31 protein-coding genes are annotated in these 24823 nt (G+C 59.1%); 6 read left to right on the top strand and 25 right to left on the bottom strand.

The features are described from left to right. The 4 genes from EV686_RS13240 to EV686_RS13225 all read right to left on the bottom strand — a co-directional run. A partial coding sequence (locus EV686_RS13240; protein WP_132477417.1) for a TipJ family phage tail tip protein occupies positions 1 to 2338 on the bottom strand: 2338 nt, incomplete at its 3' end. Then, on the bottom strand, positions 2335 to 2997 hold the full coding sequence (locus tag EV686_RS13235) for a tail assembly protein (protein WP_132477416.1): 663 nt from the start codon (positions 2995 to 2997) through the stop codon (positions 2335 to 2337). The genes EV686_RS13235 and EV686_RS13240, both read right to left, overlap by 4 nt. Continuing rightward, positions 2994 to 3776 carry a C40 family peptidase gene (locus EV686_RS13230; protein WP_132477415.1) on the bottom strand — a complete coding sequence of 261 codons (783 nt, stop codon included), beginning with the start codon at positions 3774 to 3776 and terminating at the stop codon, positions 2994 to 2996. Before EV686_RS13230 ends, EV686_RS13235 begins: the two co-directional genes overlap by 4 nt. Beyond that, the gene (locus EV686_RS13225; RefSeq protein ID WP_132477414.1) at positions 3776 to 4507 is read right to left on the bottom strand and encodes a phage minor tail protein L; all 732 of its coding nucleotides are present in this window, start codon (positions 4505 to 4507) and stop codon (positions 3776 to 3778) included. The genes EV686_RS13230 and EV686_RS13225 overlap by 1 nt, the downstream gene beginning before the upstream one ends. 115 nt (positions 4508 to 4622) lie before the next feature. Here EV686_RS13225 and EV686_RS13220 point away from each other — a divergent pair, with 115 nt between their 5' ends. Next, on the top strand, positions 4623 to 5168 hold the full coding sequence (locus EV686_RS13220) for a hypothetical protein (protein ID WP_132477413.1): 546 nt from the start codon (positions 4623 to 4625) through the stop codon (positions 5166 to 5168). On the opposite strand, the gene EV686_RS13215 is transcribed toward EV686_RS13220, so the two are convergent. The 21 genes from EV686_RS13215 to EV686_RS13120 form a co-directional block, all read right to left on the bottom strand. Beyond that, positions 5169 to 5510 carry a phage tail protein gene (locus EV686_RS13215; protein WP_132477412.1) on the bottom strand — a complete coding sequence of 114 codons (342 nt, stop codon included), beginning with the start codon at positions 5508 to 5510 and terminating at the stop codon, positions 5169 to 5171. Further along, positions 5510 to 7837: a phage tail tape measure protein gene (locus EV686_RS18625; protein WP_165972605.1), complete on the bottom strand. Its 2328-nt coding sequence runs from the start codon at positions 7835 to 7837 to the stop codon at positions 5510 to 5512. Before EV686_RS18625 ends, EV686_RS13215 begins: the two co-directional genes overlap by 1 nt. A 458-nt stretch (positions 7838 to 8295) precedes the next feature. Beyond that, positions 8296 to 8526: a phage tail assembly protein T gene (locus EV686_RS13205; protein WP_132477411.1), complete on the bottom strand. Its 231-nt coding sequence runs from the start codon at positions 8524 to 8526 to the stop codon at positions 8296 to 8298. Positions 8527 to 8573: 47 nt separating this feature from the next. Further along, the gene (locus EV686_RS13200) at positions 8574 to 8933 is read right to left on the bottom strand and encodes a hypothetical protein (RefSeq protein ID WP_132477410.1); all 360 of its coding nucleotides are present in this window, start codon (positions 8931 to 8933) and stop codon (positions 8574 to 8576) included. A gap of 9 nt (positions 8934 to 8942) precedes the next feature. Continuing rightward, positions 8943 to 9413, bottom strand: coding sequence for a phage tail tube protein (locus EV686_RS13195; protein WP_132477409.1), 471 nt, complete (start codon positions 9411 to 9413; stop codon positions 8943 to 8945). A 60-nt stretch (positions 9414 to 9473) separates the two neighbouring features. After that, positions 9474 to 9839 (bottom strand): DUF3168 domain-containing protein, encoded by a 366-nt coding sequence (locus EV686_RS13190; protein WP_132477408.1) that lies wholly within the window; start codon positions 9837 to 9839, stop codon positions 9474 to 9476. Beyond that, positions 9839 to 10351, bottom strand: coding sequence for an HK97-gp10 family putative phage morphogenesis protein (locus EV686_RS13185; protein WP_132477407.1), 513 nt, complete (start codon positions 10349 to 10351; stop codon positions 9839 to 9841). Before EV686_RS13185 ends, EV686_RS13190 begins: the two co-directional genes overlap by 1 nt. Positions 10352 to 10353: 2 nt before the next feature. Further along, a complete protein-coding gene (locus EV686_RS18620; RefSeq protein WP_165972604.1) occupies positions 10354 to 10506 on the bottom strand; it encodes a hypothetical protein in 153 nt (50 codons plus the stop codon). 47 nt (positions 10507 to 10553) lie between these two features. After that, positions 10554 to 10928, bottom strand: coding sequence for a head-tail adaptor protein (locus EV686_RS13180; RefSeq protein ID WP_132477406.1), 375 nt, complete (start codon positions 10926 to 10928; stop codon positions 10554 to 10556). Continuing rightward, positions 10928 to 11215, bottom strand: a complete 288-nt coding sequence (locus EV686_RS13175; RefSeq protein WP_132477405.1) for a head-tail connector protein — start codon at positions 11213 to 11215, stop codon at positions 10928 to 10930. The genes EV686_RS13180 and EV686_RS13175 overlap by 1 nt, the downstream gene beginning before the upstream one ends. A 2-nt stretch (positions 11216 to 11217) precedes the next feature. Next, entirely contained in the window at positions 11218 to 11445 is a 228-nt protein-coding gene (locus tag EV686_RS13170) for a DUF7302 family protein (RefSeq protein ID WP_132477404.1), read from the bottom strand. A gap of 77 nt (positions 11446 to 11522) precedes the next feature. After that, positions 11523 to 12731 carry a phage major capsid protein gene (locus EV686_RS13165; protein ID WP_132477403.1) on the bottom strand — a complete coding sequence of 403 codons (1209 nt, stop codon included), beginning with the start codon at positions 12729 to 12731 and terminating at the stop codon, positions 11523 to 11525. A 2-nt stretch (positions 12732 to 12733) separates the two neighbouring features. Further along, entirely contained in the window at positions 12734 to 13609 is an 876-nt protein-coding gene (locus EV686_RS13160; RefSeq protein ID WP_132477402.1) for a head maturation protease, ClpP-related, read from the bottom strand. Between the two features lie 11 nt (positions 13610 to 13620). Further along, on the bottom strand, positions 13621 to 14919 hold the full coding sequence (locus EV686_RS13155; protein ID WP_132477401.1) for a phage portal protein: 1299 nt from the start codon (positions 14917 to 14919) through the stop codon (positions 13621 to 13623). After that, entirely contained in the window at positions 14916 to 16601 is a 1686-nt protein-coding gene (locus tag EV686_RS13150) for a terminase large subunit (protein ID WP_132477400.1), read from the bottom strand. Before EV686_RS13150 ends, EV686_RS13155 begins: the two co-directional genes overlap by 4 nt. Continuing rightward, a complete protein-coding gene (locus EV686_RS13145) occupies positions 16598 to 17101 on the bottom strand; it encodes a P27 family phage terminase small subunit (protein ID WP_132477399.1) in 504 nt (167 codons plus the stop codon). Before EV686_RS13145 ends, EV686_RS13150 begins: the two co-directional genes overlap by 4 nt. A gap of 88 nt (positions 17102 to 17189) precedes the next feature. Further along, positions 17190 to 17585 carry an HNH endonuclease gene (locus EV686_RS13140; protein WP_132477398.1) on the bottom strand — a complete coding sequence of 132 codons (396 nt, stop codon included), beginning with the start codon at positions 17583 to 17585 and terminating at the stop codon, positions 17190 to 17192. Positions 17586 to 17769: 184 nt separating this feature from the next. Then, on the bottom strand, positions 17770 to 18144 hold the full coding sequence (locus EV686_RS13135; RefSeq protein ID WP_165972603.1) for a sigma-70 family RNA polymerase sigma factor: 375 nt from the start codon (positions 18142 to 18144) through the stop codon (positions 17770 to 17772). Further along, positions 18128 to 18322 carry a hypothetical protein gene (locus EV686_RS13130; protein WP_132477396.1) on the bottom strand — a complete coding sequence of 65 codons (195 nt, stop codon included), beginning with the start codon at positions 18320 to 18322 and terminating at the stop codon, positions 18128 to 18130. Before EV686_RS13130 ends, EV686_RS13135 begins: the two co-directional genes overlap by 17 nt. Before the next feature lie 330 nt (positions 18323 to 18652). Continuing rightward, positions 18653 to 20530: a virulence-associated E family protein gene (locus EV686_RS13125; protein WP_165972602.1), complete on the bottom strand. Its 1878-nt coding sequence runs from the start codon at positions 20528 to 20530 to the stop codon at positions 18653 to 18655. A 797-nt stretch (positions 20531 to 21327) separates the two neighbouring features. Then, positions 21328 to 21645 (bottom strand): DNA-binding protein, encoded by a 318-nt coding sequence (locus EV686_RS13120; protein ID WP_132477394.1) that lies wholly within the window; start codon positions 21643 to 21645, stop codon positions 21328 to 21330. Between the two features lie 575 nt (positions 21646 to 22220). Here EV686_RS13120 and EV686_RS13115 point away from each other — a divergent pair. The 5 genes from EV686_RS13115 to EV686_RS13100 all read left to right on the top strand — a co-directional run bounded on the left by EV686_RS13115 (position 22221) and on the right by EV686_RS13100 (position 24822). Further along, positions 22221 to 22949, top strand: a complete 729-nt coding sequence (locus tag EV686_RS13115) for a S24 family peptidase (RefSeq protein WP_132477393.1) — start codon at positions 22221 to 22223, stop codon at positions 22947 to 22949. 338 nt (positions 22950 to 23287) lie between these two features. Next, positions 23288 to 23779 (top strand): Lcl C-terminal domain-containing protein, encoded by a 492-nt coding sequence (locus EV686_RS13110; RefSeq protein WP_132477392.1) that lies wholly within the window; start codon positions 23288 to 23290, stop codon positions 23777 to 23779. Between the two features lie 24 nt (positions 23780 to 23803). Beyond that, entirely contained in the window at positions 23804 to 23959 is a 156-nt protein-coding gene (locus EV686_RS18610) for a hypothetical protein (protein WP_165972600.1), read from the top strand. A 1-nt stretch (position 23960) separates the two neighbouring features. Beyond that, positions 23961 to 24155: a hypothetical protein gene (locus EV686_RS13105; RefSeq protein WP_132477391.1), complete on the top strand. Its 195-nt coding sequence runs from the start codon at positions 23961 to 23963 to the stop codon at positions 24153 to 24155. 7 nt (positions 24156 to 24162) lie between these two features. Beyond that, positions 24163 to 24822, top strand: a complete 660-nt coding sequence (locus EV686_RS13100; RefSeq protein ID WP_132477390.1) for a deoxynucleotide monophosphate kinase family protein — start codon at positions 24163 to 24165, stop codon at positions 24820 to 24822. Position 24823: the final 1 nt, after the last annotated feature.

The raw sequence follows: 24823 nt of genomic DNA, 5'->3' as shown, positions 1-24823 counted from the left end.
CAGCAAAACTCGATGTCGTGCTGTACCTGATCTCCGTGCGCTCGACAATGTTCGGGCCGGTCGGAAACGACCAGGAGACAATGATCCCCCACGGAATTGACTGCGTCGTAATCCCCGTTACGGTTGGTGGCTCCCCAATAAGCCCATCCAGCTCGGTCGCATCCGAATAGGCCCATAGCGACGGAACATCCAGGCTGTTGATTGCCCGAACACGCACGACGTACAGGCCAGCGTAGATGTCCGGGATCTCGATCAGGCGCGTGCCTGTGCGGGGAGCCTGCACCCAGTCGCCATTGTCTCGGCGCCACTGCGCGTCATACATCACGGCATGCTCGGGCGCATCCCATGAGATTTCCGCATAATGCCGCGTCGTTCCCTGATGGAACGTATGGTGCTGGCTGATCTGGACGTTCGTCGGCGCACGCTGCACCCTGGGAGGCACAACCGACACCGGCAACGGATCGAGCCTCACGCCCGAATCGATAGCGGCATGTTTACCCGGATGATGAAAGACGCCGGACATGGTGAACGTGATGCCGTCGTTTTCCTTGACGGACATCACGCGCACATGTTGTGTCACCAGGTCGTCGGCATCCACAGCCCATACGGCTTCGACGGCCGGCGCTTGTGAAAACGCCGGATTGACCGTCACGACACGATCCGACACCAGGGACACAGGGCGCGACTGCGCTGTGCCGTCAGGCAGGTTGACAGTCAGTGAATCGCCCACTTTGATCGGGTGATCGCGATCAAGGGTGACGGTGCTGGCTGTTGCCTGCCGGATACGCCCGCCAATATGGCGCCCTGCCCGGTTGCGATCAGCCACCTTAACAATGCTGCCGGGCTGCGGGATGACGCCATCCAGGCCCACGGAGAACGCCACACCGCCCGTCTCCATGCGTGATGTGTACAGGTGGTACAAGCCAACGCGTTGGGCCTGACCGCGCGACGAGCAGCCAAATGCCACGACCTCGGTTTTTCGGATGCCGTAGCGACGGATGCCGTCTTCATCCTCGACAACCTCGACCTTCGAGCGGCCGAAGTCGCTGGGGTCGTTCCAACTGACAAGCGCCACGGTCTTGAGCGTAGACAGGTCAGCGCCCGTGTATTCAAAGCGGCCATCAATGACATTCCCGTTGGTGTACGTGTACACCGGATCGCCAGGCATGTCTGCTACAGCCACGACCTGCCCATTCGCCCAGTAGGCCATGCCTCGGAATACGCTTGTCAGGTCATTTAGCACGCGCAGCGCGTCGGCGGCAGATTGCAGGTACACATTGCAGGCAAAGCGCGGCTCAGTACCGCCCAGCCCATCCGGCACCATCTGGTCGCAGTACGCGCCGATCTGATACAGCGCGTACCTGTCGATCATGCTGGCGTCGATGCGCTCGCCCAGCCCATACAGTTTATTGGTCAGGATATCGAAGTACACCCAGGCGGGATTATTCGACCAGGCTCGCTTAAACGTGCCGTCCCAGACGCCGGAATAGGTGCGCGTCTGCGGATCATAGTTGCTCGGCACGCGGATGATCTGCCCACGCCAGTGATAGGCCCGCGTCGGGATCGACTGGAACTGCTCGGCATCGATCTTGATGCCAACGAGCGCCGTCATCGGGTAGCGGAACTTTCCATCAATGACTTCGGCATAGGATTGCACATAGATGTCATCCTCGACCGAGCTGGATGTCGAATCCGGCGTGATGCGCCGCACGCGCACAGCCCAGCTAGACGCGCCGGCCGGCAGTTCGATTCGGTGGGTACGCGTGTATCCGTTGATGGTCTTGCCGTCCAGGCTGGTGCGCACGACCTCGACATACGAGCCGCCGCCAACAGATCGGTCAATTGCGTACTCGACCTTGTGGCCGACTCGATCACCAAGATTCCCACCAGACTCAATCGCCTTTATCAGCCGCGGCGCATGGATGCTCACGCGCACCGCGGACAAATCCGAATTGCTGAATGCCTGCACCCACGGCTGCAGCGTCGTTACCTCAGTGCCAACAGACGTGACGTTTGCCGATGCCGGGAATCCCGGAATATGTTCCTGATCCTGAGTGCCGACTCGGTATTCAACCTGCACATTGCGGAAATTCAGGGTCCCGTCTGCATTCTGGATCGGCGTGCCGTTCAGGTAGATGTCGCGCAGCACATCAGATCCATGCGCGGGCCCAGCCATTTCCCCGTTGCCGATCACGTCCAGCACGGCCGCATAGGACGTGTTGTGCAGGCTGTCCGGATGCTCTACGGGCGTGCGAGCGCTTCCGCCACCACCCTTACCGCCGCCGCCTGAACCGACGATGCGCAGGCCACCGCGACGATCTTCCACAACCACCGTCATTGCTGATCCTCAGAATACATATCGCCAGACACCGTGACCGAGCCGACAATCATTTCGCCGTACAGGACCGGTACCGGGTTTCCCTGGGCGGTCACATTGACCGGGCCGTTGAAGTTGTAGCTGGCGCCGTTATCGGGCGACTCGACGCCAGTAATGCCTTGCGGCTGGCGAGTGAGCAATTGGGATACCCCACCGAGCACCATGGCTACGCCCATGCCGAATGCCATTTGACCCATGAGACCAGAGAACGCCAGCTTTCCAGCAGCCAAGGATGCGCCGCCGGTCAGGAATGCGGCTCCAATCAGCGCAGCACCCAGAACAATCTGGAAAAAGCCGCCACGACCAGATCCGAGGATCACAGGCGCAATGCGGATATCCTCGTCGCCCGGCGGGGTCTGCAGCATGTCTTCGCCAATGTTTTCTCGGCCGATGAATACGGTGTATCCGAGCCCCTTATCCTTGCTCTCTAGCAAAAACTTTTGAAAGCCAGGCACCATGGCGCAGAGCGCCCGGATTGCGCCCGCCGTATCGCTACAGACAAACTGATGCACTCGGCCAAAGGTCGCACCCAGGCGACCATAAAGACGCACCGTTCGCACCCTCTCTCCGGGCGAAAAAAAACCCGCATCCGCGGGCTGATTCAGCGCAATATCAGTCATAGCAAGTCTCTGTGCCTCACGATCATTCTGGTGATGTCCCGCCAGTACCCGGCATACATCACCCGCTCCGATAGCCGGGGCATCGCGTGATGCAGCATGGCGCCAGGCACCGGATGCAGGCCGGGCTGCGTTTTCAGTTCGGCATCACCCAGGTAGACGCCGCCGTGGTTTGTTCGGTCGCTGCGGTATTGCATCAGGACCACATCCCCGTAACGCGGGCCGTCATCAACGCGCACGAATCCTGCGGCCTCGAAGTTTTCAAGGTATAGCTCGCCGTGCTCCGGTTTCATCCACCAGTCGTCCGGCCGGTCGAAATCTGGAATCTCGATGCTGATTTCTCGGGTAAAGAAATCCCGAATCAGCCCGTAGCAGTCAAGGCTGCCATGGTGGAACGTTCGGCCCACCAGGGGCGCCACGTATCCGGACGGTGCAAACGAATGCCAGTCGCGCACAATAGGCATGTCGTCCCCGGCGTGCCGCCCTACTGACACGATGTGCCAGGGCATACCAGTTGCCTCGCAGGACACCAGATCGACTTCCGTCGGCATCGGGTCGCGGTCTACGTGAGAATGCACGACGGCCAGCACCTGGCCCTGGTCCTCGGCGGCCGCATAATCCTCCGCCGGCAGGCGGAAGTCCTGGCCGTGGCTTGCCACATTGCGGCACGGCACATACTGCTGCTTGTCGCCGGAGGCAACGATCAGGCCACAGGCTTCGCGGGGATAGTCCGCCAGGGCATGACGCTCGATGATCCGCTTGATGCTTGCTGATAGCCTCATCACCTCACCCTGTCCGCGCTCGGGAAGCCACCAAAACTCAGCGGTTGCCACTCTCCAAACCGCTTTTTGCAGTCGGATACCCGACCGCCACATTTATCCTGGCTCGGATCCGTCACAGGGTTGCCGTCTCGGTCAAACATTGCCGATCCCGTATAACCACACCAAGCGCCCCTATATCCGCCCTCAGGCCCGGCCATCGTCAGCCAGGAGCACATGCCGGCCATAACCTGGCGGCGCGGAAGCTGGACGCCATCGAACTGCAGCGGCGACGACAGCACAAACGTCACCAACTCCGGCGTCTCCGCCTGCTTCTGGCTGATGATCCAACGCTCATCGGGCAGGTGCTCGTTCGGGTTCGCGCCCGGATTCCCATCAGGAAAATTAACCGCATCCAGGTACTTCGCAAATGTCCGGCGCCGGATCAGTGTCGCTCCGCGCAGATCATCCAGCGCCAGGCACAGCGCCGTCACCACGCCGGTAATTGGCTCGCCTTCATCGTCGGTACCAATGTTGCTGACAGTGATCGTCGGGTTGGGCTGCTGGCCATCGCCTGTGCGCTCGAAATCCTTTGCCTCAATCGCCCACGGGTAGTAGACGTTGCCTTGCCAGACGATCTCACCGTCGTTGTGGTTGTGATACCGCTCGATATCGCCGCCAATGCCCGTACAGTCGATCTCGTAGAGTGTGACCAGATTGCCTGGAACTAGCTTTTGTACGTCCTCAAGGATCATTCCTGACCTCAATAAAAAATCCTACTAAGCAGTAGGCATGCCTGTGTTTTTGTCCAGTTCCACTAAAGGCGGGCGCAAGGTAAGTTACAGAGTCCTACTCACAAGATCAGGCGTCATGAAAGAAGACCGAGAATCAAACCGCTTCCAAGGCTGGCCGTTTCACGCTGAAGAACGGCGCGAGGATGGCGAGATCAATAACGGGGCTTTTGATCTCATCAGCCAGCCCCACAAGATCGACTCCATCCACGAAGCCACAGATGCCAACGGCCTGAGACCCCTGATCAAGTATCTCAATAGGCCTGTGGGCTGTTTCATGACCCTGGGCTGTGCTGCAGGCATAGAAGACGATGGCCTGTATTACTCTTATCTTGAGCTCACGATTCGCTACGCTGAGTTAGCCAGGAGCACGGATTGGCCGCAGGAATTTGAGCAGAAGTGGAAACACTTCCTTGAGCGTGCTGAGTCTCAGACCGAGGGAATACGACATCTGCTGGAGGAAAGTTGTCGAATGACATACAGGCACTTTTACCTGCGGCCCGAAATCGATCGGCGATTGCTCGTATGCATGGATCTACGGGCCGTTTCTGAGGCTCATCACCGGATATTGATTTCTCACGCTCAACGATTCTTTGAGCTTCTGGAGTCTGGAGAGCTGAATTAGTCACGGCGCGAACCTCTCTTCAAATGTAGCGGCAAGCGTATAGACCTTCCCGCCCATTGGCCTGAGACTGAACTCGCGCACAACAAACAGTCCTGGCTCTGTCTCCATGGGAGGAGTCCAGGAAAACGGCTTGAATCCCGCGTGACGCCTCAAGAAGTTCCGGATTGGCTGGATTTCCGTGTCATACCCAACGAACTGAAGCGGCCAGGACCGCGTTTCGTTGTTGATGCCATCGCCTACCTCTTGCGCATATCCGTCGCCGAACTGAGCAGACAGAACCCGGAATGTGCTTTTCCCATCCGGGTCGGTGCGTGGGCACCAGGTAAAAGTTTCGTATGCCATCAGCCAAATGCCCCCTGCTTCGCTTGCCAAGCCAGCCCGCCCTGGCGCTGGGACTTGATTTCACGCTCACGGATTCGTGCGTCCACAAAATCGCCAATCTCCTTGGCGAAATCCTCCCAGCCAGCAGGCGCTTGGGTTTGGCTCTGGCCGTTTGCTACGTTGACAGTGACATTGACGTTGGCGCGGCCCGAAGCGGGAGCTGATGGAGGTAGCATCGGCCGCCCAGCCATCCCGCCCGCCGCATGCCCGGTGCGAATCGCCCGGCGCAGCGCATTGAACCCGCTCTCCCCGCCCAGCGCCCGGATTTCCTCCTGATTCAGAACACCCTCGCCCCGGTGGACGATGCCAGCAGGTTCGTACTTGCCGCCGTCGCCGGTATATCCGCCAGACGAGAAAGTCCAGTTCACTCCAGGCGTGACGCCGGCCGGCGCCGCTGGACCAGAGAAAGCGCCAAACATCATCCCCGCCAGCGGCCCGGTAATCGACTGCTGTATGGCAATCCGAACCATGTCCTTGATGATGCTGTCGGCTAGGCTCTTGAAGTCCAACTTGCCGGTTGTGACGAAGTTCGTGAGCGCGTCTTCCATTCCCCGGAAGGCACCGCTTACCATCCGGCCCATGGAGTCGTACACGTTCGCGGCTTCGTCTGCGTAGTTGCGCAATGCATCAATGGCACCGAGCGCCCCATCTTGCTCTATGGCCCGCTTCTTCTCGTGGAAGTCGCGCACCATGTCGAGTTCGACTTGCAGCGACTCGCGGATCTGCTCAAGCTCAGTATCCGACAGCCCTTGAGCAGAATTCCGGCGCGCTTCGATCAGGCTGCGGTAACGATCTTCGACCTTAGCCAGATCCGCGTTCAGCTCCCGTATCCGGTCGCCCTGGCCGAAGGATTCCAGGTCGCGCATGAACTGGAGCTGGGTGACGGATTGCTGAGTGCGGAGGCCTTTCAGCACCTCCTCGACCTCAATCTGGCGCTGGCTGAGATCTAGTTGTTCAGCAAGCAACTTCGCCTGCTTCTCCATCTCAGGCGTTTTGAACTTGAGGGTTCCTGCTGAAATGCGGGCCAGCAGTTGCTCGTGCTCGGTTTCTTTGCCAAGCAGGGCAATGCGCTGGTTCAGTTGCTGGATGTATCTTGTGCCTTCGTCCAGTTGCTTTTTGGTGGAGCCACTGCTCCTGCCGGAAGGGGAAATGCTGATCGGATCCAGCGTTGTTGGCAACATCGGGCCAACAAAATTGTTCTGAACGTAATCTCGCTCCGCGGCCTTGATTTGCGCCTCCAACGCCGCTATCTGCCCCTCCTTGAAGTTGATCCCCTGTTGAAACACCCAAGAATTAACGTCGCCAGCATTTTCCATTGCTGTTTTCGTGTCTTCTATTTCTGCACGGAGACGCTTTATTTTTCCTTCCGCATCATCGGTAGAAAACATGCCGATCTCAAGATTGCCAAGCATCCCAGCCCAGCCAAACCGAGACGCTGCCGCAAACTCGACCATCTTGGTCGTGGCATCAGTCACCATCCTAACGAATTCAGCAAAAGCCCTCTTGGTGTCTTCGCTTTCTAGCGCTCCCGTCAAATCGTTGATTGCGTCCCTTGCGCCATCAAGACTCCCATCACCGCCGCTCATCAGGTCGCTGATCGTATTTTGCAGTCCGGTCAACGCCCCGCCGAATGTATTTCTAGCAGCCGCCGCCGCTCCTCCATACGATTCTTTCAGCGCGGAAAGAATCATGCCTTGCGCTTCGGCAGTTTTCCCTGTTGCCTCAAGTCGCTCGGCCAGCTTCTTCTGATCGTCGGTGAAGCGGAATCCTTGCTTGCTCAGGGCCGCCAGGCCTTTCGACGGCACATCAAGGGCGCGGCCAATAGTTTCTGCTGCTGACGCAACGCTCATGCCTGTGCGCGCAGACATATCGACCGCTGCCTGCAGGGCTTCGGCGAACTGGTTTCCCACAATCCCAGTGAACGCTAACAGTGCTGTTTGGGCCTGGGAAATCTCCCCTCCCGTCAGCAACGACGACCTGGACATGGCGCTTGCCATATCGTTCAGTTGATCTCGACTGAAGCCTGCTGCATTGCCTGTGGATTTGAGAACGGCAGCAAGCTGCGCCTGCTCTTGCTCGAAGTTACGCGTTTCCGATATGACCCTCTGGAAGATTCCGACTGCTGATATACCCGCGATGGATGTCGCAACTAAGGTCTGAACCTTACCCCACGATGTGGAAATTTCGCTCCCGGCACGCTTTGCTGCGCGCGCGGCACGGTTCATGTCGGTTTCGAAGCTGCCCGTCCTGGCGAGCAGGTCAACAACAATGGAGCCGGCTGTAGCCATATCGAACGTCCAATAAAAAACCCGCCAAAGCGGGCTTTGTTCGGATTGGAATTATTTTCCTATCCAGAAACTCACAATAACGGCCAATATTATTGATCCGATTATCCAAAAAAAAGGGCTTCGCGAAACATCCGCTCCGATCTCCCTCACCAGCGCAGATCTATCTTGCTTTTCTTGGATCTGCGTAGATCGATCCACCATAAACCCCGATGCACTAGCAACAGCTTTAATGGGTAACCCCGCAGCAGCGATAAGCGATATAGGGCCAAACAGAATTCCCCACAAGAACCAGCAACCCGTGCATCGTCCCTTTTCCCCCGCCAGATGGCCCGCAAATATCGCGCAAGCAAGCCACGCCAACAAAAACCAGAACGGGGCCAATACTGAAAACAACATCATGATGCTTGCCACTTCCGTCCCCCTCCGAAACAAAACGATACGGAAATCATACATCACGATTAAGGCGCACTCAGCGCAGCAATGGTGCGCCGATCGGCTTCGGAGAATTCGCCATCAATCATGGAATCATCATCGACAATCGCTCCTTTCAGCCAGCGCAGCTTCTCGTTCATTTCCCCGCCCGCCAATGACTGAGCGATCAGTGCTGCCGGCCTGTGGTAGCGGTGCTCATCATCAAAGGGATGTGCAACGTAAAAGGCCACCCAGTCGCAAAACTCAACGTAGGACATCGACGCCTGCCACTCGACGACCGTCCTGCCGCCGAGCGACAGCGCGATCAGGTGCCAGAAGTATCGGTCACTTCCGGCGTCGAAGACTTTTTTCCGTCGCCCCCCTGATTTATCTTGTTGATGGTCGCTAGCAGACGATTAAGTACGCTGTCCTTCAACGCCGCCGCTCTCTCGACCGACAGAACGCGATCACCAACAGCATCCACCAGCGAGACTGATACAAGCCTTGCCACTGCACGCGCGCGAGTATCATCATCTCGGGACTGCTGCGCAGTCACGAAGGCGTAATACTCGACGCCTGGCAAACGCTTGAAACGCAACAGATGCTTCTTCCCGTCGCCGAGCTCGACCTCTCGCTCATGAATGTCTTCGCTGACAAAGTTGGCTTCATCAAGAATGGGATCCATGTCGCCTCCTTACGCCTTCCAATTCCAGGTCACTTTTCCGCTGCGCTGCAGCGTGAGCGTGCCCTTCACGATGTCATTGGTGGCGGCATCGATATTCACGTCCTGGACGAACGCTTGGAATTCGGCTGAGGTGCGGCCGGTCGGCGGCGTGATCTCATCATCGGTCAGTGTGGGAACGGCTGTACCATCGGACAAGCAGATGATCCAGCTCAACGTCTCGCCCGATTCTTTCAAGTCGAATAGCACTTGGTGGCTGGCATCCTCGGGGTGCAGATTGAACGGTACCGAAACCTGGCCGGGATTGCCCAGACCGGCAACGTACCGACGATCATCAGTGTCATCCAGGCAGGTCGAATCGATCTGATCGCGTGCGCCACCCAAGCCGGAGATTCCAGTCGGGCAAGTCAGCTTGACCAGCGCAACGGTGGATTCAAGCGTGTTGAGGAAGTACAGGTGAGTGCCCTGCGTTTTCACAGTCATGGTGGACTCCAAATAAAAAAAACCGCCAGCGGCGGCGATGCAATCCGGCAAAGCACCGGGTTATCGGTTATGGATGAAATCGACCTGCAGGCCGATGCGAAACAGCTTGGTGTCGGCTTCACGGGTATCTATGATGATTCGGCAAGCCTGGCCGGCGGCATCCAATGCATCACGTACTGCCGCGGCCAACTGGTTGCAGACGCCCTCCTGGTCGTCAGCGGGGCCAGCCCAGCAATCGATCTGGATGGCATCGCTGTCCGCGTGCGGGGCTTCGCTCAGGTTCAAGTACGGATCGCCTGTCACCGTGAACCAGGTGATGTATGGAGTGGGCGTATTCTGCGGCGCCATGCCTTTGCCGTAGAGTCGATCACCGACAATGGCCTGAACCGCTGATGTACTGATGGTCTGGTAGATCGGTGCAAGCATCACTTCCCCTTGTTCTGCTGGGCCAGCTTCCTGACCGTGGCGTCGATACGCTTATTCAGGTCGGCCGTGAATACATCGATTGCTTCCTGCCCCTTCTGCTGGACGGCAGGACGCAGCCAAGGCGTGGCCGGCTGGTGGCTGGATCCGTATTCCTTCAAGCTGGCCGTCTTGTGAGTCGTGACACGTTTTCCCGCCTTCTGTCGGCGGCCGAGCTTGTCGCCGTCGTAGGCTTTGCGGCGCACGCGCACCAGGTAGCGCTCGCCCTTCGTACCGTGCGGCTCCTTGCCACGAGTCACAATGACGTTCTTGGCCAACAACCCCGTGGACTCGCTGTCCTGAGTAGAGGAAATTGTCGCCGTGAGGTTTGCAACTGCCTGAGCGCGGATCACGCGGGCGGCCTTCGCCAGGGCCAGCTTTACTGGACCACCTTTCTTCGAGACGACTTCAGCAGGTAAGGCCTGCAGCGTCTCCAGCACGCCATCCAGACCCCGCACGCTCATGATGATTTTCATGCTCAGTCCAAAGATTGGGTTTCGTCACGCTCGCCGCCTTTGAGCGGATTGCCGTCAAGGTCGTACCGCACCCCCTCATCTCCGACGTCTTCGGCGAGGATATCCAGCAGCGCATCGAGCTTGGCTTCGATGCGATCCAGTTGCGATGGCTTCATCTTCCGGGGGGTAGGGTTCCGCCGTGGCGGCATCTGGTTTCTGCTCATCATTGCCCCTCGCTCGGCCCGTCCACGACGCGCAAACGCCATTCCCTACGGGCGGTAACGTCGGCTTCTGCCGACGTGATGTTGTAGACCCGGCCATCCCACAAGACGCGCCAGACGGCCATGTCACGCTCGGACGCCGGGAACCACCGGAGATTGATGCGCGCCGAGGCTTCCGCCTGAGTAGCTGCACCGCCCTGAAACTCCCGGCCTGGGCCAGTAAGCACCTCGGCGGGCACGTTCTCCAAGCGCGTACCATCTGCCAGCACGACCGTCTGCCAGCCGCCAGAGTTGGGAATCGGCACGTTGTTCTCGTCGCGCTGAGCCGGCTCGTTACGCTGGAACGTAATACGGTGTCGAAGTCGATGCGCCAGCATCACGCCCCCCAGCCGCAGCGGTACGGAGCCAACTTCACTTCAGCAGCCCGCCGCAGCTTTTCGGCATCGTCCGGCGTTGCTTGGTAAGCAGCCTGCAACAGCAGCATGACGCCCAGCACCACGCTGCCAGGAAGGCCGTCATCCGTGCTGAGGTCATCCAGCGCCTTGTTCATATACTGAGCGGCTTCGTCCTCTGCGCCGTCCAGCAGCGCCTGCAGCTTCGCATCGTCGGCGTTATGGATGACATCGAGGTATCCCTTGGCCACGGCCAGCTTGATGACCGACATGGTTATTCCTTGCTTTCTGCCTTCGCTGATGCCGTGTCGGGCTTTGTGGTTGGCTTTGTCGCAGGCTTGGTGGCGGGCTTCGACGCGGGTTTCTCGTCAGCCTTGCTGGCTTCGCGCACCAGGCCAGCATTCAGCAAAGCCTGGCCGGTGGCCTCAGACACCTCGGCAGTGGCGCCGCGCTTGAAAGTCGTGCTGCCGTGAACGAATGTTGCTTTCGCGGTGATCTTCATGGTGCTCTCCAAATGGAAAGGGCCGCGCCATCCGAAGACAGCGCGGCCCGATGGTTGGCCCTCTGGTGTTGCGGCAATCAGCCGCCAGTGCCCGGATCGGCGTCGATTCCATCGAAGTCGCCCTTAACGAAGGCCTGGGGCCGATAGACCGTCAGACCGACGCGCTCTTCGCAGCGGATCGTGAGCATGTTCTTCACGAAGTTGTCACGATCGTGCTCGGAGATCGCGACCGTGACATCCTCGCGGTCCCATCCTTCAACGGCCAGCGCGCCGCCAAAAGCTCCAACCAGGAAATCTCCCATGTCCATGGCCTGGGTCGGAACCACGTTGCGCCCCCACAGACCAGGAAGATTCTGTGCGCGCGGGTTGGCGAACAGATAGGCGTTGTTGTCGGTCTTGGTCAGTTCGATGGCGGCCCAGTCCAGCGGACTGATCACAATGCCGTCCGCCCAATACTCGGCCAGCTCCACCTGCAGCAGCGCCAGACGCAGGCGGTCAATGCGGGTTTCTGCCTGGACCAGAACACCAGGGTTAGCGTAGGCAGATGCCTGCGTGTAAATACCATTGATGTTCAGGCCAACGCCGCTACCCTTGAGAAGCTGTGCCTCTTCCTTGAACTTCAGTCCGTACCGCAGGCGACCGTCGATGTAGGACTGCAGCATTGGAATGTCTGCAATCACCTGCTTTGACGCGGGAATCCAGTGTGCGATGGTCACAATCGGCGCCTGGGTAGCTTCGAAAGTGATGTCAGATTCCGGTTTTTGTGCGCCTTCCGCTACTGGCGCAGCATTGTTGGTGAAGACCAATTCACGCGCATACTCGACAGCGTTGCTGGAAGTGCGCCCCCACGAGATCAGGTCACGGATGGTCAGCCTGCGCAGCGCCGGAGCCTGGATGCCAGGGATGCGATCAGGGACAATCAGATCGCCAGCCGATGCGCCATCGCTCGTTACCGCAGCCTGGACGGACATCTTAAAGTCACCCTTGGGGTTGGCCGAGAACGCCTTGAAATCCTCACTTTCGGTGATTTTGGCGCCGATGGATTGCGGTTGTCCGGGAGCGCCGCCACCGTTCTGAACCTTCGCCAGCAGTTGCTCAGCGGTGGACAGGCGGGCAAGCAGCTCGCCCTGCGTCGTCAGAGTTTTGTCGATATCGGCACGCAGTTGCTGATCGAGAGTGCCGCGATTCTTCATGTCGGCATCGGCCTTTTCAGCCATGGTTTTGAGCTGGTCGCCAACCGTCTTCAGGTTGGCATTGATCTGTTCGATCTGCTGTTCGGGAGTCATGATTACCTCGTAGGCAAAATATTGGTGAGTGATGCCGCCAATGCGGCGGTGGTACTGAGTGCGGCCGCATCGCGCAGGCCGCGTTCGGTGGCATCACGCGCACCGCCGCCAGCCGAATCGCTCAGGCTGGACTTGAAATCTGAGATAAGCCGTTGGGCTTCGCTGCGAGGCATGCCGGTGGCACGCAAGGAGGCCTCAATGCGGCGCACGGCACTGACCGAGGCCTTGGCGTCCGACTTGGTAGTCTGATCGGCGGAAAGCAGTTCATCGGCATAACCCTGCTCGACCGCAGCGCTACCGTTGATCCAGGTCTCGCTGTCCATCTGCTTTTCGATGTCCTTCAGGTCAATACCGGTCTGCGCGACATAGATGTCAGCAATCGCCGCATCTATCGGTTCCATGTCGTCAGCGAGGCCACGCAGCTCGTGGCGATTGCCGATGGCGATGGTCCAGCAGTTATGCACCATGAAGAAACCCGCTCGGGCAATCTGAATGGTGTCGCCAGCCATAGCGATGATCGATGCTGACGATGCAGCCAGCCCGATCACTTTCACGGTCACTTCGCCCTGGTGGTCTCGCAACAGGTTGTAGATGGCAAATCCCTCGAACACATCACCGCCGGGGCTGTTGATGACAACGGTCACTGGACCGGCGCCCATGTGCCGCAGTGCGGCGGAAACGCGTTTGGCCGTCACTCCCTCTCCCGTCCACCAGTCGTAGCCGATCACATCCATGATCGTGATGGTTCGATCAGCGTCGTCATTGCTTGCCGCCTGAATGCCAGGATCCCAGCGGTCGAACACCGCGGGCGCGATAAACGTCTTTGCAGACGCGCGGGGACGACCGCCCGGTGCAGCCGGAAGGCTTTTGTTACTCATGTGAATATCCTTCAGGTTTCGGCCGATTCGGCCATCATGTCTTTCAGCCAGTTGGCCAGCGCGGCGCGGGCCTGTTGGTCTGCAGTGTTGCTGCCCAGGCTATCCAGCGGCGCCAGGGCGGTCTGCACGGTCAGCACCGCAGCGTTGCCGCCCATCGGTGGCCGGTCTTCCAGTTCCCGAACTTCGTCGCGGGTCAGGATGCCGTTGTTGACCATCACGCTATAGAACGCCGCCCGCGCCGCGCTATCGGCACGCAGCAGCCCTTCCACGGCAAATTTGGGGTAGTAGCGCAGGCGCTCGGCCGGCGTGAGCAAATCCTTGACGATGCTCTGCTCGATGCGCTTGAGCCATGGGCCCAGCGTAAATACGAGAAACCCGATCATCTGCTGCTCGATGCCGGTACCCCAGCTGGTCGACTTGTCTGTATGCCCCACCATCCAGGGCGGAACCCGAAACCAGCGGCAAATCTCCTCGACGCTAAATGCCCGCGACTCCAGGAGCTGCGCATCCTTCGGATTGATCCCCAGCGTGCCGACCTCCATGTCAGCTTCTAGGATTGCTGGCTTTCCCGCATTCACGGCCCCGGACAGGCGATCTTCAATGAACTCCCGCGCCTCTTTGCGCTGGTCCGGCTTCATGACCTTGGGGTATTTGAACCACGTCGTGGGCATCAAGCCGCGCCTGAATGTGCCGCTGGCGGCTTCATCCGTCGCCAGAGCGGCGCCGAAAACTTGAGCCCCGTAATGGATCACCGACACACCGGTTTTCCCGTCCAGGGACCAGCCCGGGATCGTCCATATACGAGCAGCGGGAATGATGCGCTGTCGCCCGTCGTCCTCGGTGTAGCGGTACTCTTCATTTCCATCAGCCTTGCGCGTGATTGACAGGCGATTCGGATAGAGGAATTGCAGCCCTACAACACGATCGCCCACCATCAGTTTCTCGCACTGCGCATTGCCGCGCAGCAGCATGGCGGATACGACGGACTCCCAATGTACAGACGACACCGTGTCGGCATTGGGCTGCGCGCCCAAAATGAAATGCAATGGATGCTGCGGCGCCGGACGCTTGCCGTCACGCGTGCGCTCATGCATGCCCAGAGGCAGCGTGCCGATGGTTTCGGAGATCAGTCGCACGCACGCCCAAACCGCTGACAAGCGCAGAATATTCTGATCGTTGACACTCACGCCTGCCGAACTGGTCGCCCCCAACCTTGCCCAGGCATCCACATCGGTGAGGCCAAACGGGGCGCCCAGCCAGCCGAGCACTGCTGCCCGGATCCGGCCCACCTTCTGCGCTTTCTGTTTCATCCAGTCACCGCGTTGTTGAAGTAATCACTCAGGTCAGGCTCAGCATCACAGCTCAGCGCCCGGCCCATGGCCATGATCAGCGCCACCGGCGCATCGATCTTGTTTTCCGGCTTCTCCTTCGTTGGATGCCGCAAGCCGGAAAACTTGGATTCCCGCATCACTACATTGCTGATCATCCATGCCACGGCCGGGTTGGCGTCATGCGCCAGGTCTTGCGTCAACACCAGGTTCTCAATCTCCACAATGGGCAGAGTGAACCGGGCCGACGTCTGCGGCATCTCCACCATCAGGATGCCGTCCTCATCCGCCAACTTGGTTGCAAAATAAGTTGCGAACTTCGGGTCATATACGACCTCCTGCACCTGGTGCGTCCGAGCCAGCTCCTGCAGGTCGGCACGGATCACGTCGAAATCCGTCGCGTTGCCCGGCGTCACAATCAGGTGGCCAGACTGCTCCCAGCCATAGAAGTGCCGGTTCTCCGGCGCGTGCGCCTGATCCTCGTTCAGGTAAAGACGGAAGATCACCGCATAGCCTCCGTCGGGTCGCTTGAACACAATGGCCAACGCCGCAATGTCGCTTTTCTCCGCCAGGTCCAGGCCGATCCAGCACGGTTGGCCGACAAAGTCCTCGATACGCAGGCCGACATCACCACAGTCCGCCCACTGCTCAGCACCCAACCAACGCGAGCCACCGCGTACCCAAACGTTAAGGCGCTTGGTCAGCAGGTTCGGTAGTTCAGTGGGCTGGCGCCGTGCCCGCTCCACCATTGCCCTCAGCTGCTCCTCGTACACCGAAACGCCCAAGTTCGGGTTTGCCTTGGCCCACTCCACCGGATCATCCCAACGCTCCGGATGATCGACGGTGTAGATGATGACCAGCAGCTCGTCATCCTCGAAGATCCCTTCGAGCACCTTCGTGGCGTACTCATGCTGCGAGTACCCAAACGACGACAGATCAAAGCCCGCCGTCGTGATCTGCCAGATCATCGGTTGCCGCCTGGCCCCCATCCCCGACTTGATGATGTCGTACAGCTCGCGGTTCGGATGCGCGTGCACCTCGTCCAGCAGCCCGGCGTGAGGGTTCAGACCGTCCAGGCTCTTTGCGTCGCGACCCAGCGGCACCAGCTTGTCGGCGCGGCCCGGGCGCGGGTCGTACATCTCATTCAGCCTGATGCCGATGGCGCGACGCAAGTAAGGCGACGCCTGGACCATACGCTGCGCCTCGCCGTGCAGAATCTTGGCCTGGTCCATCTTCGTGGCCGCGCTATAGACCTCCGCGCCGCCTTCGCCATCGAACGCAAAGAGGTAAAGTCCAACGCCGGCCAGCTTCGTGGTCTTACCGTTCTTCCTGGGGACTTCTTCCCATATCTCGCGGAATCGCCGTGTGCCGTCCGCCCTCATCCAGCCGAAGGCCAGCGCCACCCAGAACTGTTGCCAGTCCGACAACTCGAACGCCTGACCTGCCCACTCTCCCTTGGAGTGCCGCAGGAACAGGAACGACTCCAGAGCATGCTGTGCCAGATCTTCACTGAAGTACAGCCCGCGCGCATGGCAGGTTTCCAGATCCCGGTAGTGACGCTCGACAGCCAGCCGAATCCACTTGCAGACCGGGATCTCGCCGGCCATGACCTTACGGCCATACGCATCCCAGTCGAACGACCGGGACACCTGGGCGGCGCTCATACCGATCGCAGGCCTGCCGCGACACGGCGACGGCGATGCGCCTCGACCGGATCCTCAATGCCCGGCAACGTCGGCTGGCCTGGGAACGCCCGTTCGCCCATCACCTTCTGGAACGAGGGTATCGTCAGCGCCGCTTCGGGCAACCAGGACAGCAACTCGCGCTTGAGCGTCCGGGCAGCATAGAAAAGCTGGTGCGGCTGCTCATATCCGTTCGGCGTCTTGACGATGTAGCTACCGCCGTGCTCCCTGGCGAACTTCGTCAACTGCTCCTCGGTATCAACCCACCGAGCGAACGTCCGGCAGATGACCGTGATCGTCATAGCGTCCGTCAGATGGATCAGCCCATACTCCTGCAACGCTTGTGTGACGTGCTCCCACAGCGCCTTTTCTTTTGCCGTCAGCTTTGCAAGCGGCCTGGGGATTTCGGACGCCACGTTATCAGCAGGCGCACCATCCCCAACCGCAGCGCCTGATGGGACTGGGTAAAGATGTGTGCTCATGTGAATCCAGGGAGGCCATCTTGACCCCCCCCCTCTTCAAAAATCTGTCGTGCGCGAAAAAAGACTGGGCGGCGGGTGTCCGGCAGGATCACCCGAACTTTCGACCCACCCCTCCCTTTCGACCGGCCGCGGCTTCGCGCTGGGTTTTCCTGCGATGGCAATCCCGGTTGATGGCGCGAAGGTTGTCCGGATCGTCGCTCAAACGGCCATCCGAGCCGCGCGTGTTGTCGATGTGGTCCACCTCATGCGCCACCAGCGGTACGGGCTTCTTAGCGCAATCCTCACACTGACACAGGTACCCATCACGACGCAGCACCTGATCACGCAGCCGTCGCCATGGTCTACCGCCACGACCGGACTCGTCTGAAGCCTTGATCCATTCCTTTTCCGCATCGCCCGCGTGCTTGACGCAATAACCGCTGCCGTCGTACACCAGCGTTCCACAGCCAGCATGCATGCATGGTTTGGGGGATTGTCGTGCCATTGTTCTTGCCCTGCTGCGATTTACCCGGGCCAGGCGTAAGGAGCGCGTCGCAGCTCGCGGAGGGTTGCCCAATGAAAAAGGCCCGGAGCAGTGAGCCCGAGCCTTTTGAATTTAGTAGCGAGTCGCAACGACCGCTGGAATGTAGCGTATTCTGCCCTACTTTGTATAACCCACGAAATTGTTTTTACGCGACACGCGATTTTTTCTGCTCGTGCTGCCGCTTCCAGTCCAGCCAATCGCTGATGCGAATGTCGGCGTGGCATAGCCTGCGGTGGATCGTCGCCCTGGTGACGCGCAGCTTTTCCGCCACCTGATCCATTCCGCCCTCCCATGTGTAGTGCGCAACCACCGTCTTACGCAGGTCCTCCGGCAGCTGAGCAACCGCTGCATCGATCTCCATTGCATCCGCCTCTTGCTCGGCATTGAACTCCACGACGCTACCCGCCTTCGGCGCATCTCCGTCATACTCGTAGTTCGGGCTCCGATAGCCGCAGGATCCCGCACGCCACTGCGCCCAGGCCTGGAGCCGCATATCTATCCATTTAATTCGCTGCATCATCCTTCCCCTTGATCCACTTTGTCCCGATCTCATGCCCGTTCTCCTTCGCATAGAACGTTGGCTGCCCATTCATTCCTGCGCGTATCTGCCGGTTGATCGACTCCGCGCCGAAGGTTTGCCGAAGCCGATCGATAAAGGCAGCCGTCTCGGGCATTTCCTCGCGAAGATTCTTGCTCACTCGTCTAACCTCAAAAAGGTTGGACAGGAGGGTTAGACGCTTGAGAGCCGCATAAACATTGGCCCCGTCCAACCTCCTAACCATTACCAGTAAAAAAATAAATACAGATCGAAAACAGTGCGCACGCACGTTACGCGCACACGTATGCGCATGTGCGTAGGAAATCCGAGAAAAGGTTAGGAGGTTGGACGGGGCCAATGTTTATGCGGCTTTCCGCCGTCCAACCTGACGGCCAACCTTTTCGGGTTAGACGGAAACGCGCGCACGCGTCTCATCGCCACCCATCCCTGGTTGTGCGTCAGGTTGACCGGCTTCGCGCCGATAGAGAGATCAGATAGGCAGATCAGCATCCTCATCCACCATCGAATACCGGCTGTCGCTGCCGGCCTGCTGTTGCGCTGGCGGCACTGACGGCCGCACATAAAAATACGTCCGCAATCCACCGCTCTCACGGATCTTCCGCCAGCCCAGGCGCATCATGATGGAGCCGACACGGGTGGTTGCGGAGCGCTGCCCGTCAATCTTGGAGATCTCCATCTTGATCGCGCCCATGAGAATGTCTGCGGACGTGAACCGGCTCTTTATGGCCTGCTCCGGTTCGTTGAGCCAGATCGCAATCACCTCCATCCAAGGGTCGACAATCTCGCGCATCTGCTGCTCGGGAACGATCAGTGTTTGCTCCTCCTGACGCGTCGGGTACGCACGCTCATCAGCCAGCACCTCGGCTACCGCCTGCGCGAACAGCTGGTCCCGGTCGCGCTGCAGGGCCGGTATGTCGATCTTCCCGCACAGCACTGACCAGAATCGCCGGTTGCCTGTCGGATCCTTGTGGTATTCGTAAAAATTGGTCGTAGCAGCGAACACTGTCTGGCGCAGCTGTGTGATGGTTCTGCGCTCATAGGCAGGCCGATACCTGTCGTTGTTCTGCGTCAGGAAGGCCTTGATTCGCGTCGCCTCGGCGCGATTGAACGCGTCGAGTTCTGCGATCTCGTAGATCCAGACACCGAAGATCTGCTGATACGCATCCTTGTTGTTCATGTCCAGCGGCGCATCGGAGAACCATTCTCCGCCCAGGACGCGTAGTGACGTGGATTTGGCGGCGCCCTGGCTACCCTCCAGGATCAGCACGTAGTCGGCCTTGCAGCCAGGATAGAGCACGCGTCGAACCGCCTGGCGTAGCCACAACCGGCCGATCAGGGCCGTGTATTCGTTTTCCTCGGCGCCGAGATAACGATGCAACCATAGGCTGTTACGCTCCTGCCCATCCCAGCGTTTTTCCACCGCCATCAAATACTCGCGTACTGGATGGTATTTGTTCCGAGTTGCGACCAGGCGCACGCCTTCGCTGATCGTGCCTGTCGATCGAAACAGGAGCCCGGCCCTGGTACCGAGCCACATGCTCAACTCCAGGTCATCGTCCGTGGTCCATTCTCCCGGCACGCTGTCCCAGGGCGGTTGCCGCAGCTTTTCTATCCGCCCGGAAAACTCATTGAAACCAACCATGCCGCGCAGCTCCGGGCATCGCTCCAGGGCTAGGGCGACATTCTCCTTGCAGTCCTCAAAGCCGCCCCTGGGCCGGCAGATGAGCGAATCCTTCCAGTATCTGTCCGCGTCAGCGGGTCCAGGGGTAGAGGCAGAGTCGGGAACGTGATCCTGATCAGGAATGCCGGAGACTGGATCCGGATCCTGTTGGCATTGCGGCTTTCTCAAGTTCGCACGAATCCAGGCCAGCAGCTCGTCCGGGGTCCGGCCATCGTCCAATGCATCGACCACATCCCACCCGTCGGCAACCGCGCCTGGCGCAGGCACCTTGATGATCCTGACGACGCAACCGATCCCCAGCAGGATATTTGCGACATCCTCGGCGGCCTTGATGCCCGGCTGCGTCTGCCGGCCTTTCTCCGGCATCTCCGGCAGCAGATCGCCAGAGATCTTGTCGACCTTGGCATCGCAATCCGGCCATATGATGACCTTCCTGCCAGCCAGCGGACTCCAGTCGGCCTTGCTGACTGCTTTACCGCCGCCGGGCCAGGACACGACATCGTAAACATGCGAAAACGCCGCTGCCGCCGCATCGCGGCACTTTTCACCCTCGACCACCAGGACATAGTCGCGACCGGACATATCATGCAGTCCGTAGAGCGGGCGCGGTACCGGAAACTGCATCCAACGCCAATCCCTGCGTCCTGTGCTGTCCTGGGCATACACGCACGGCAGGACCTCTTTCCCGCCATCCGACGTGTTGAATCTATGGATGTAGCCCAGGATCGCGCCGGCCGAGTCCTTGTAGGCCCATGTATGGGAGGGACGCCCTCGGACTGCATGCGCAACTGGCGGGATTGATGCACCAGGAGGCACAGGCAGGATCGGCGACCACTCGGACGACTTGCGCACAGGATTTTTTTTAGCAGGAGACGACGAGCCAACCACACCCAGCCGTTGCGACAGTTCCCTGGCGGCCTGGCCCTGGTTGTTGCCTGTATGGATTGCCGCGTACAGAGATATCAGGTCGGAGCCTTTCTCTCCAGACGAAAAGTCCGCCCACACGCCTGTACTCAGATTGACCGACAGTGAGCGGCCCGCATCACCCCGCAGGTTTCCACACCGCCACTCATGCCCCGCACGATTGCCGTTCGGCAGCCAATCAGCCACAAGCTCCTCGGCGCGGTTCAGGGCAGCGTCCGCGATCCCTTGAAAATCCAGTTTATCGTCTGCCATGCCGCCCCCCGAAAAGTAGGGATGGGGCAGGAATTGCATCGCTGCCATCCTCTGCTATCTGGTAGACCGCAACTCTTCGGTTCGACCCCTCGACGCGCACCAGCTCGGCAACCTTGATGCGTTCTGCGGCACGTAGGCGCCGGCATGACTCATCCACGACAGGGACTGCGCACTTCAGCTTAAGCGCCAATTGCCTCACCGTGCGCGGATGCTCACGCAGCGCCTCAAGGATGGATTCCGCGACTTCTCCGATCGGCCTCCCAGGAGACCGACGCTCTATATGCCGTTCACCAGTTCGCACCGCACGCACCCATGGAATTTCGTTCGCACCAGCAGTTCGCGCCCATCACGGCACCTTTGGACAGCCAGTCCAGATAACCGGGCGTCACGACGGTCAGGCCGGCCGCTAGCAGCACAGCATCTAGTCGGTCGAGCTGGAGTCCTTGCTGACCGGATAGCACCCTACTGCTGGCGCTGGACGCATCTTTCCATCCAGCGGCCGTGCTGATGGCGTCCCGTCGGCGCGGGTCGGTCAGCGCGTCACGCAGGACACGCTCGACCGTGAGCCGGGGTTTTGTTGGAACTGAATTCGACGAATCAATCATCTGCAACCCTCTGCAAAAAACGCTGCGTGCCAATGCGTATGCATCGGCGCACACTGCTGACATCGATGGCCCCTCAGCCATCTCCGCCAAACAAGGAGCCAACCTATGACCCCCGCAACCACCACACGGACAGAACGCTTAATGCGCAAAGCCGCTGAAATCTGCATGCAGATCACTGGAAGAAATCATGTTTCCGATGACCTGCTTTGCTCCGTCTTCCAGTCGCTTGACTTGGAGGACTATCAAAATAAAAACGAAGAACCGCCCCAGACGGTAGGAATCTGCCATTAGGAACGCCCTTCGAATAAGAGCCCATCGAGCGTCAATGACGGCTCAGCCTTAATTAAGCGACGGGCCATGTCGGGCGAAGGCCGTCGAATACCCACCGCTATTTGGTAGAGGTATTTCGGGTTCGCTCCAGTAGCCTCGTGGAGCCTGATAAAGAGAGAAGGTCCCTCTTTGGAATAAAGGTCGGACAATGTGCTCATGCCACCTATGGTAGCGACTCGCTACCGTTCCGTCAACAGCGAATTGCTGGTATGCCAGCGAGTAGCTGATTGCTACTATTAGAAGATATGGACAATAGAGAAATTCGCCTGCACAACCTCAAGTACGCCATCCGATTTTTCGGAGGCACGGCCGCACTGGCAGAACGAGCAGAGTGCAGCAAGAAGTACTTAGAGCAAATTGTCCAGGGCTTTCAGAGCGGCAAGGATAAAAACCCAAGAAAACTGGGTGACTCGGTAGCAGCCAAGATAGCAAGAGCGCTAGGGCACGATCCGTACTGGATTGACCTGCCACACCCGGAGCTATGGGACGCTGACGCAACAAACGAAACAGCGACAATTCCGGGGCTTTCCCTACTGGATAAAAAAACAGGAATTGTTACGATTACCCGGTACAACACTGGGGGATCTATGGGGACAGGCACAATTCTGCGCGATCAGCCGGGAATAATTGAGCGCTTAGACGTCAGCAAAGAGTGGCTCGAGAAGAACGTCCGAGGGTTTACCTCCGCGCGGAACCTGTGTGTGGTGACCGGATTTGGTGACAGCATGCGCCCGATGTTCAATCCAGGGGATCCGCTGATAGTTGATGCCGGCGTGAAGTCCGTCGAGTTCGATGCTGTCTACTTCTTCCGGGTTGGGGATGAAGGCTTTATCAAGCGACTACAACGCGTACCAGGCACCGGCCTACTCGCAATTTCCGAGAATCAAGCATACAGAGACTGGATCATCCAGTCCGACATGGACATGGAGGTGTTCGGTCGTGTATTGAAAGTCTGGCGTAGCGAAGACTTTTAGCCGCACCTAAATACCGACGATTCCAACCCACACAACCCCGATCAAAACAACTTAAAACAACGAGATCGGGTCCACGATTCCCCCCCATTTGGCCCAGCCAACGTCACAGACTCAGCCTTGTTAGGCCTGGACTCTCTTCGAAGATCCATGGTTTACCCTTATTTCGCCCAATTGGTAGCAATTCGCTGTTGACTGTATAGTAGCGACTTGCTACTATAGTCACCATCACCTGCAGCCAGGTGTTGGCATCCTGGCACTTCATTCACATCTTCAGGGTATTCGATAGAACCGGGGCCTTACACCGGGTGCAGGTGGTGATCTGACATCAAGGAGCTGTCATGCAGACACCGCAAATCTATCTCCCCGGACAGGCCGTCCCCGAACTCGAAGGCACCAGCGCAGGCATCATGCGTGGCGACGACGGCACACGGTACGTCCTGGTGGTTCCCAATGACCCCGCCACGGATACCGATGTCTCCGAATGGGGCTGCTACGGCAAATCCATCAACGGCGCATCCTCCCGCTGGGATGGCCTCCTGAACACACAGGAACTGGTGGCATCCGATTCCGACCTTGATGTTCTGGAACTAATTTCCAAACTCAACGCTGGCAACGAATCCGCCCCGTTCTACCTCCCCTCCCAACGCGAACTCGCGCTGTGCTGGGCAACGGTCCCCCACCTCTTCCAGACCGACGACTGGTACTGGTCCAGCACGCAGTACTCGGCCCACAGCGCTTGGTTCCAGTCCTTCCTCAACGGCCTCCAGGTCATCAACTACAAGAGCTACGCAGGCCGTGTCCGTGCCGTCCGCAGATTAATTATTCAGTAATTCAGTCATTCCGGAGGGCTTGCCATGAGTCTGCTCAAACGCCTGCAGCGCATCTGGTACCAGGTATCGATGCGCAAGTCCGAAAAGGACGATATCCCCCCAACCGCTGTCGCCGCAGCCGGTGTAGTCCTGTACGGGCTCTACATCGTCATGAGCATCGGCGCTGCCGTGGGGTTCTGACATGCGGCCCGATGCCACCCGCGAACAGCTCATAGAGGCGCTGCGCGTATCGGGCATCAACCTAAGTCTGGCCGCGGCATTGCAGTCAAAAGCCCTCGCCCTGGCCCTCCGCAACACGGCGATTGCGCTGGAAAAGCAGCGCAAAAAGTCGCCGCCCATCGATCACAAACGACTCGCCGCCGGCGACATTGATTGAGCGAACAATGAAACCAACACCCTACAACGAGGGGCCATATATGGTCCTGGGCCTTTGCGGCAGAGCCGGCGCAGGCAAGGACACTTGCGCCGACATTCTGTGCGAAGCATTTAGTTTTTATCGGCTGGCATTCGCCGATGCCGTCCGGGCGGAAATCGTCCACAGCTTCGGCGTGGATCCTGCCATTTTCAGCAGGGAGGACAAGGAGCAAAAAACCATCGGCCTGGCTATCGGTCGATGCGCTGACGCGGACTTCATCCGCCTGATGTCATCCAGGGGCGAGAACATCAGCGCCGCCAGGACCCCGAGGGAAATCATGCGCTGGTGGGGCACCGAGTACCGCCGCGCCCAAAACCCAGCCTACTGGCTGGACCGTGCCGCAGAAAAAATCAACGACGCAATGCGCCGCGGATTCCGCCGAATCATCGTCACCGATGTCCGCTTCACCAACGAAGCAGACCTGATCCGTCACTACGACGGAGACGTATGGATGATCCAGCGAAATTCCGCTGACGCTGCGCGTGCTGATCACCAGTCAGAAACGGAAGTCGGCCTGATTCATACCGACGCGACCATTGAAAACAACGATTCCATCGTGCGCCTGGCGTCCCTGTCAGTGCGCACTCTCATCGACCGCACCGACGAACGCTCACGACAAGGAGAGTGAC

The organism is Paracandidimonas soli (assembly GCF_004342005.1).
Lineage (GTDB): Bacteria > Pseudomonadota > Gammaproteobacteria > Burkholderiales > Burkholderiaceae_B > Paracandidimonas > Paracandidimonas soli.
The sequence above is the reverse complement of the archived record's forward strand: the minus strand, read 5'-3'. Positions and strand labels throughout refer to the sequence as shown.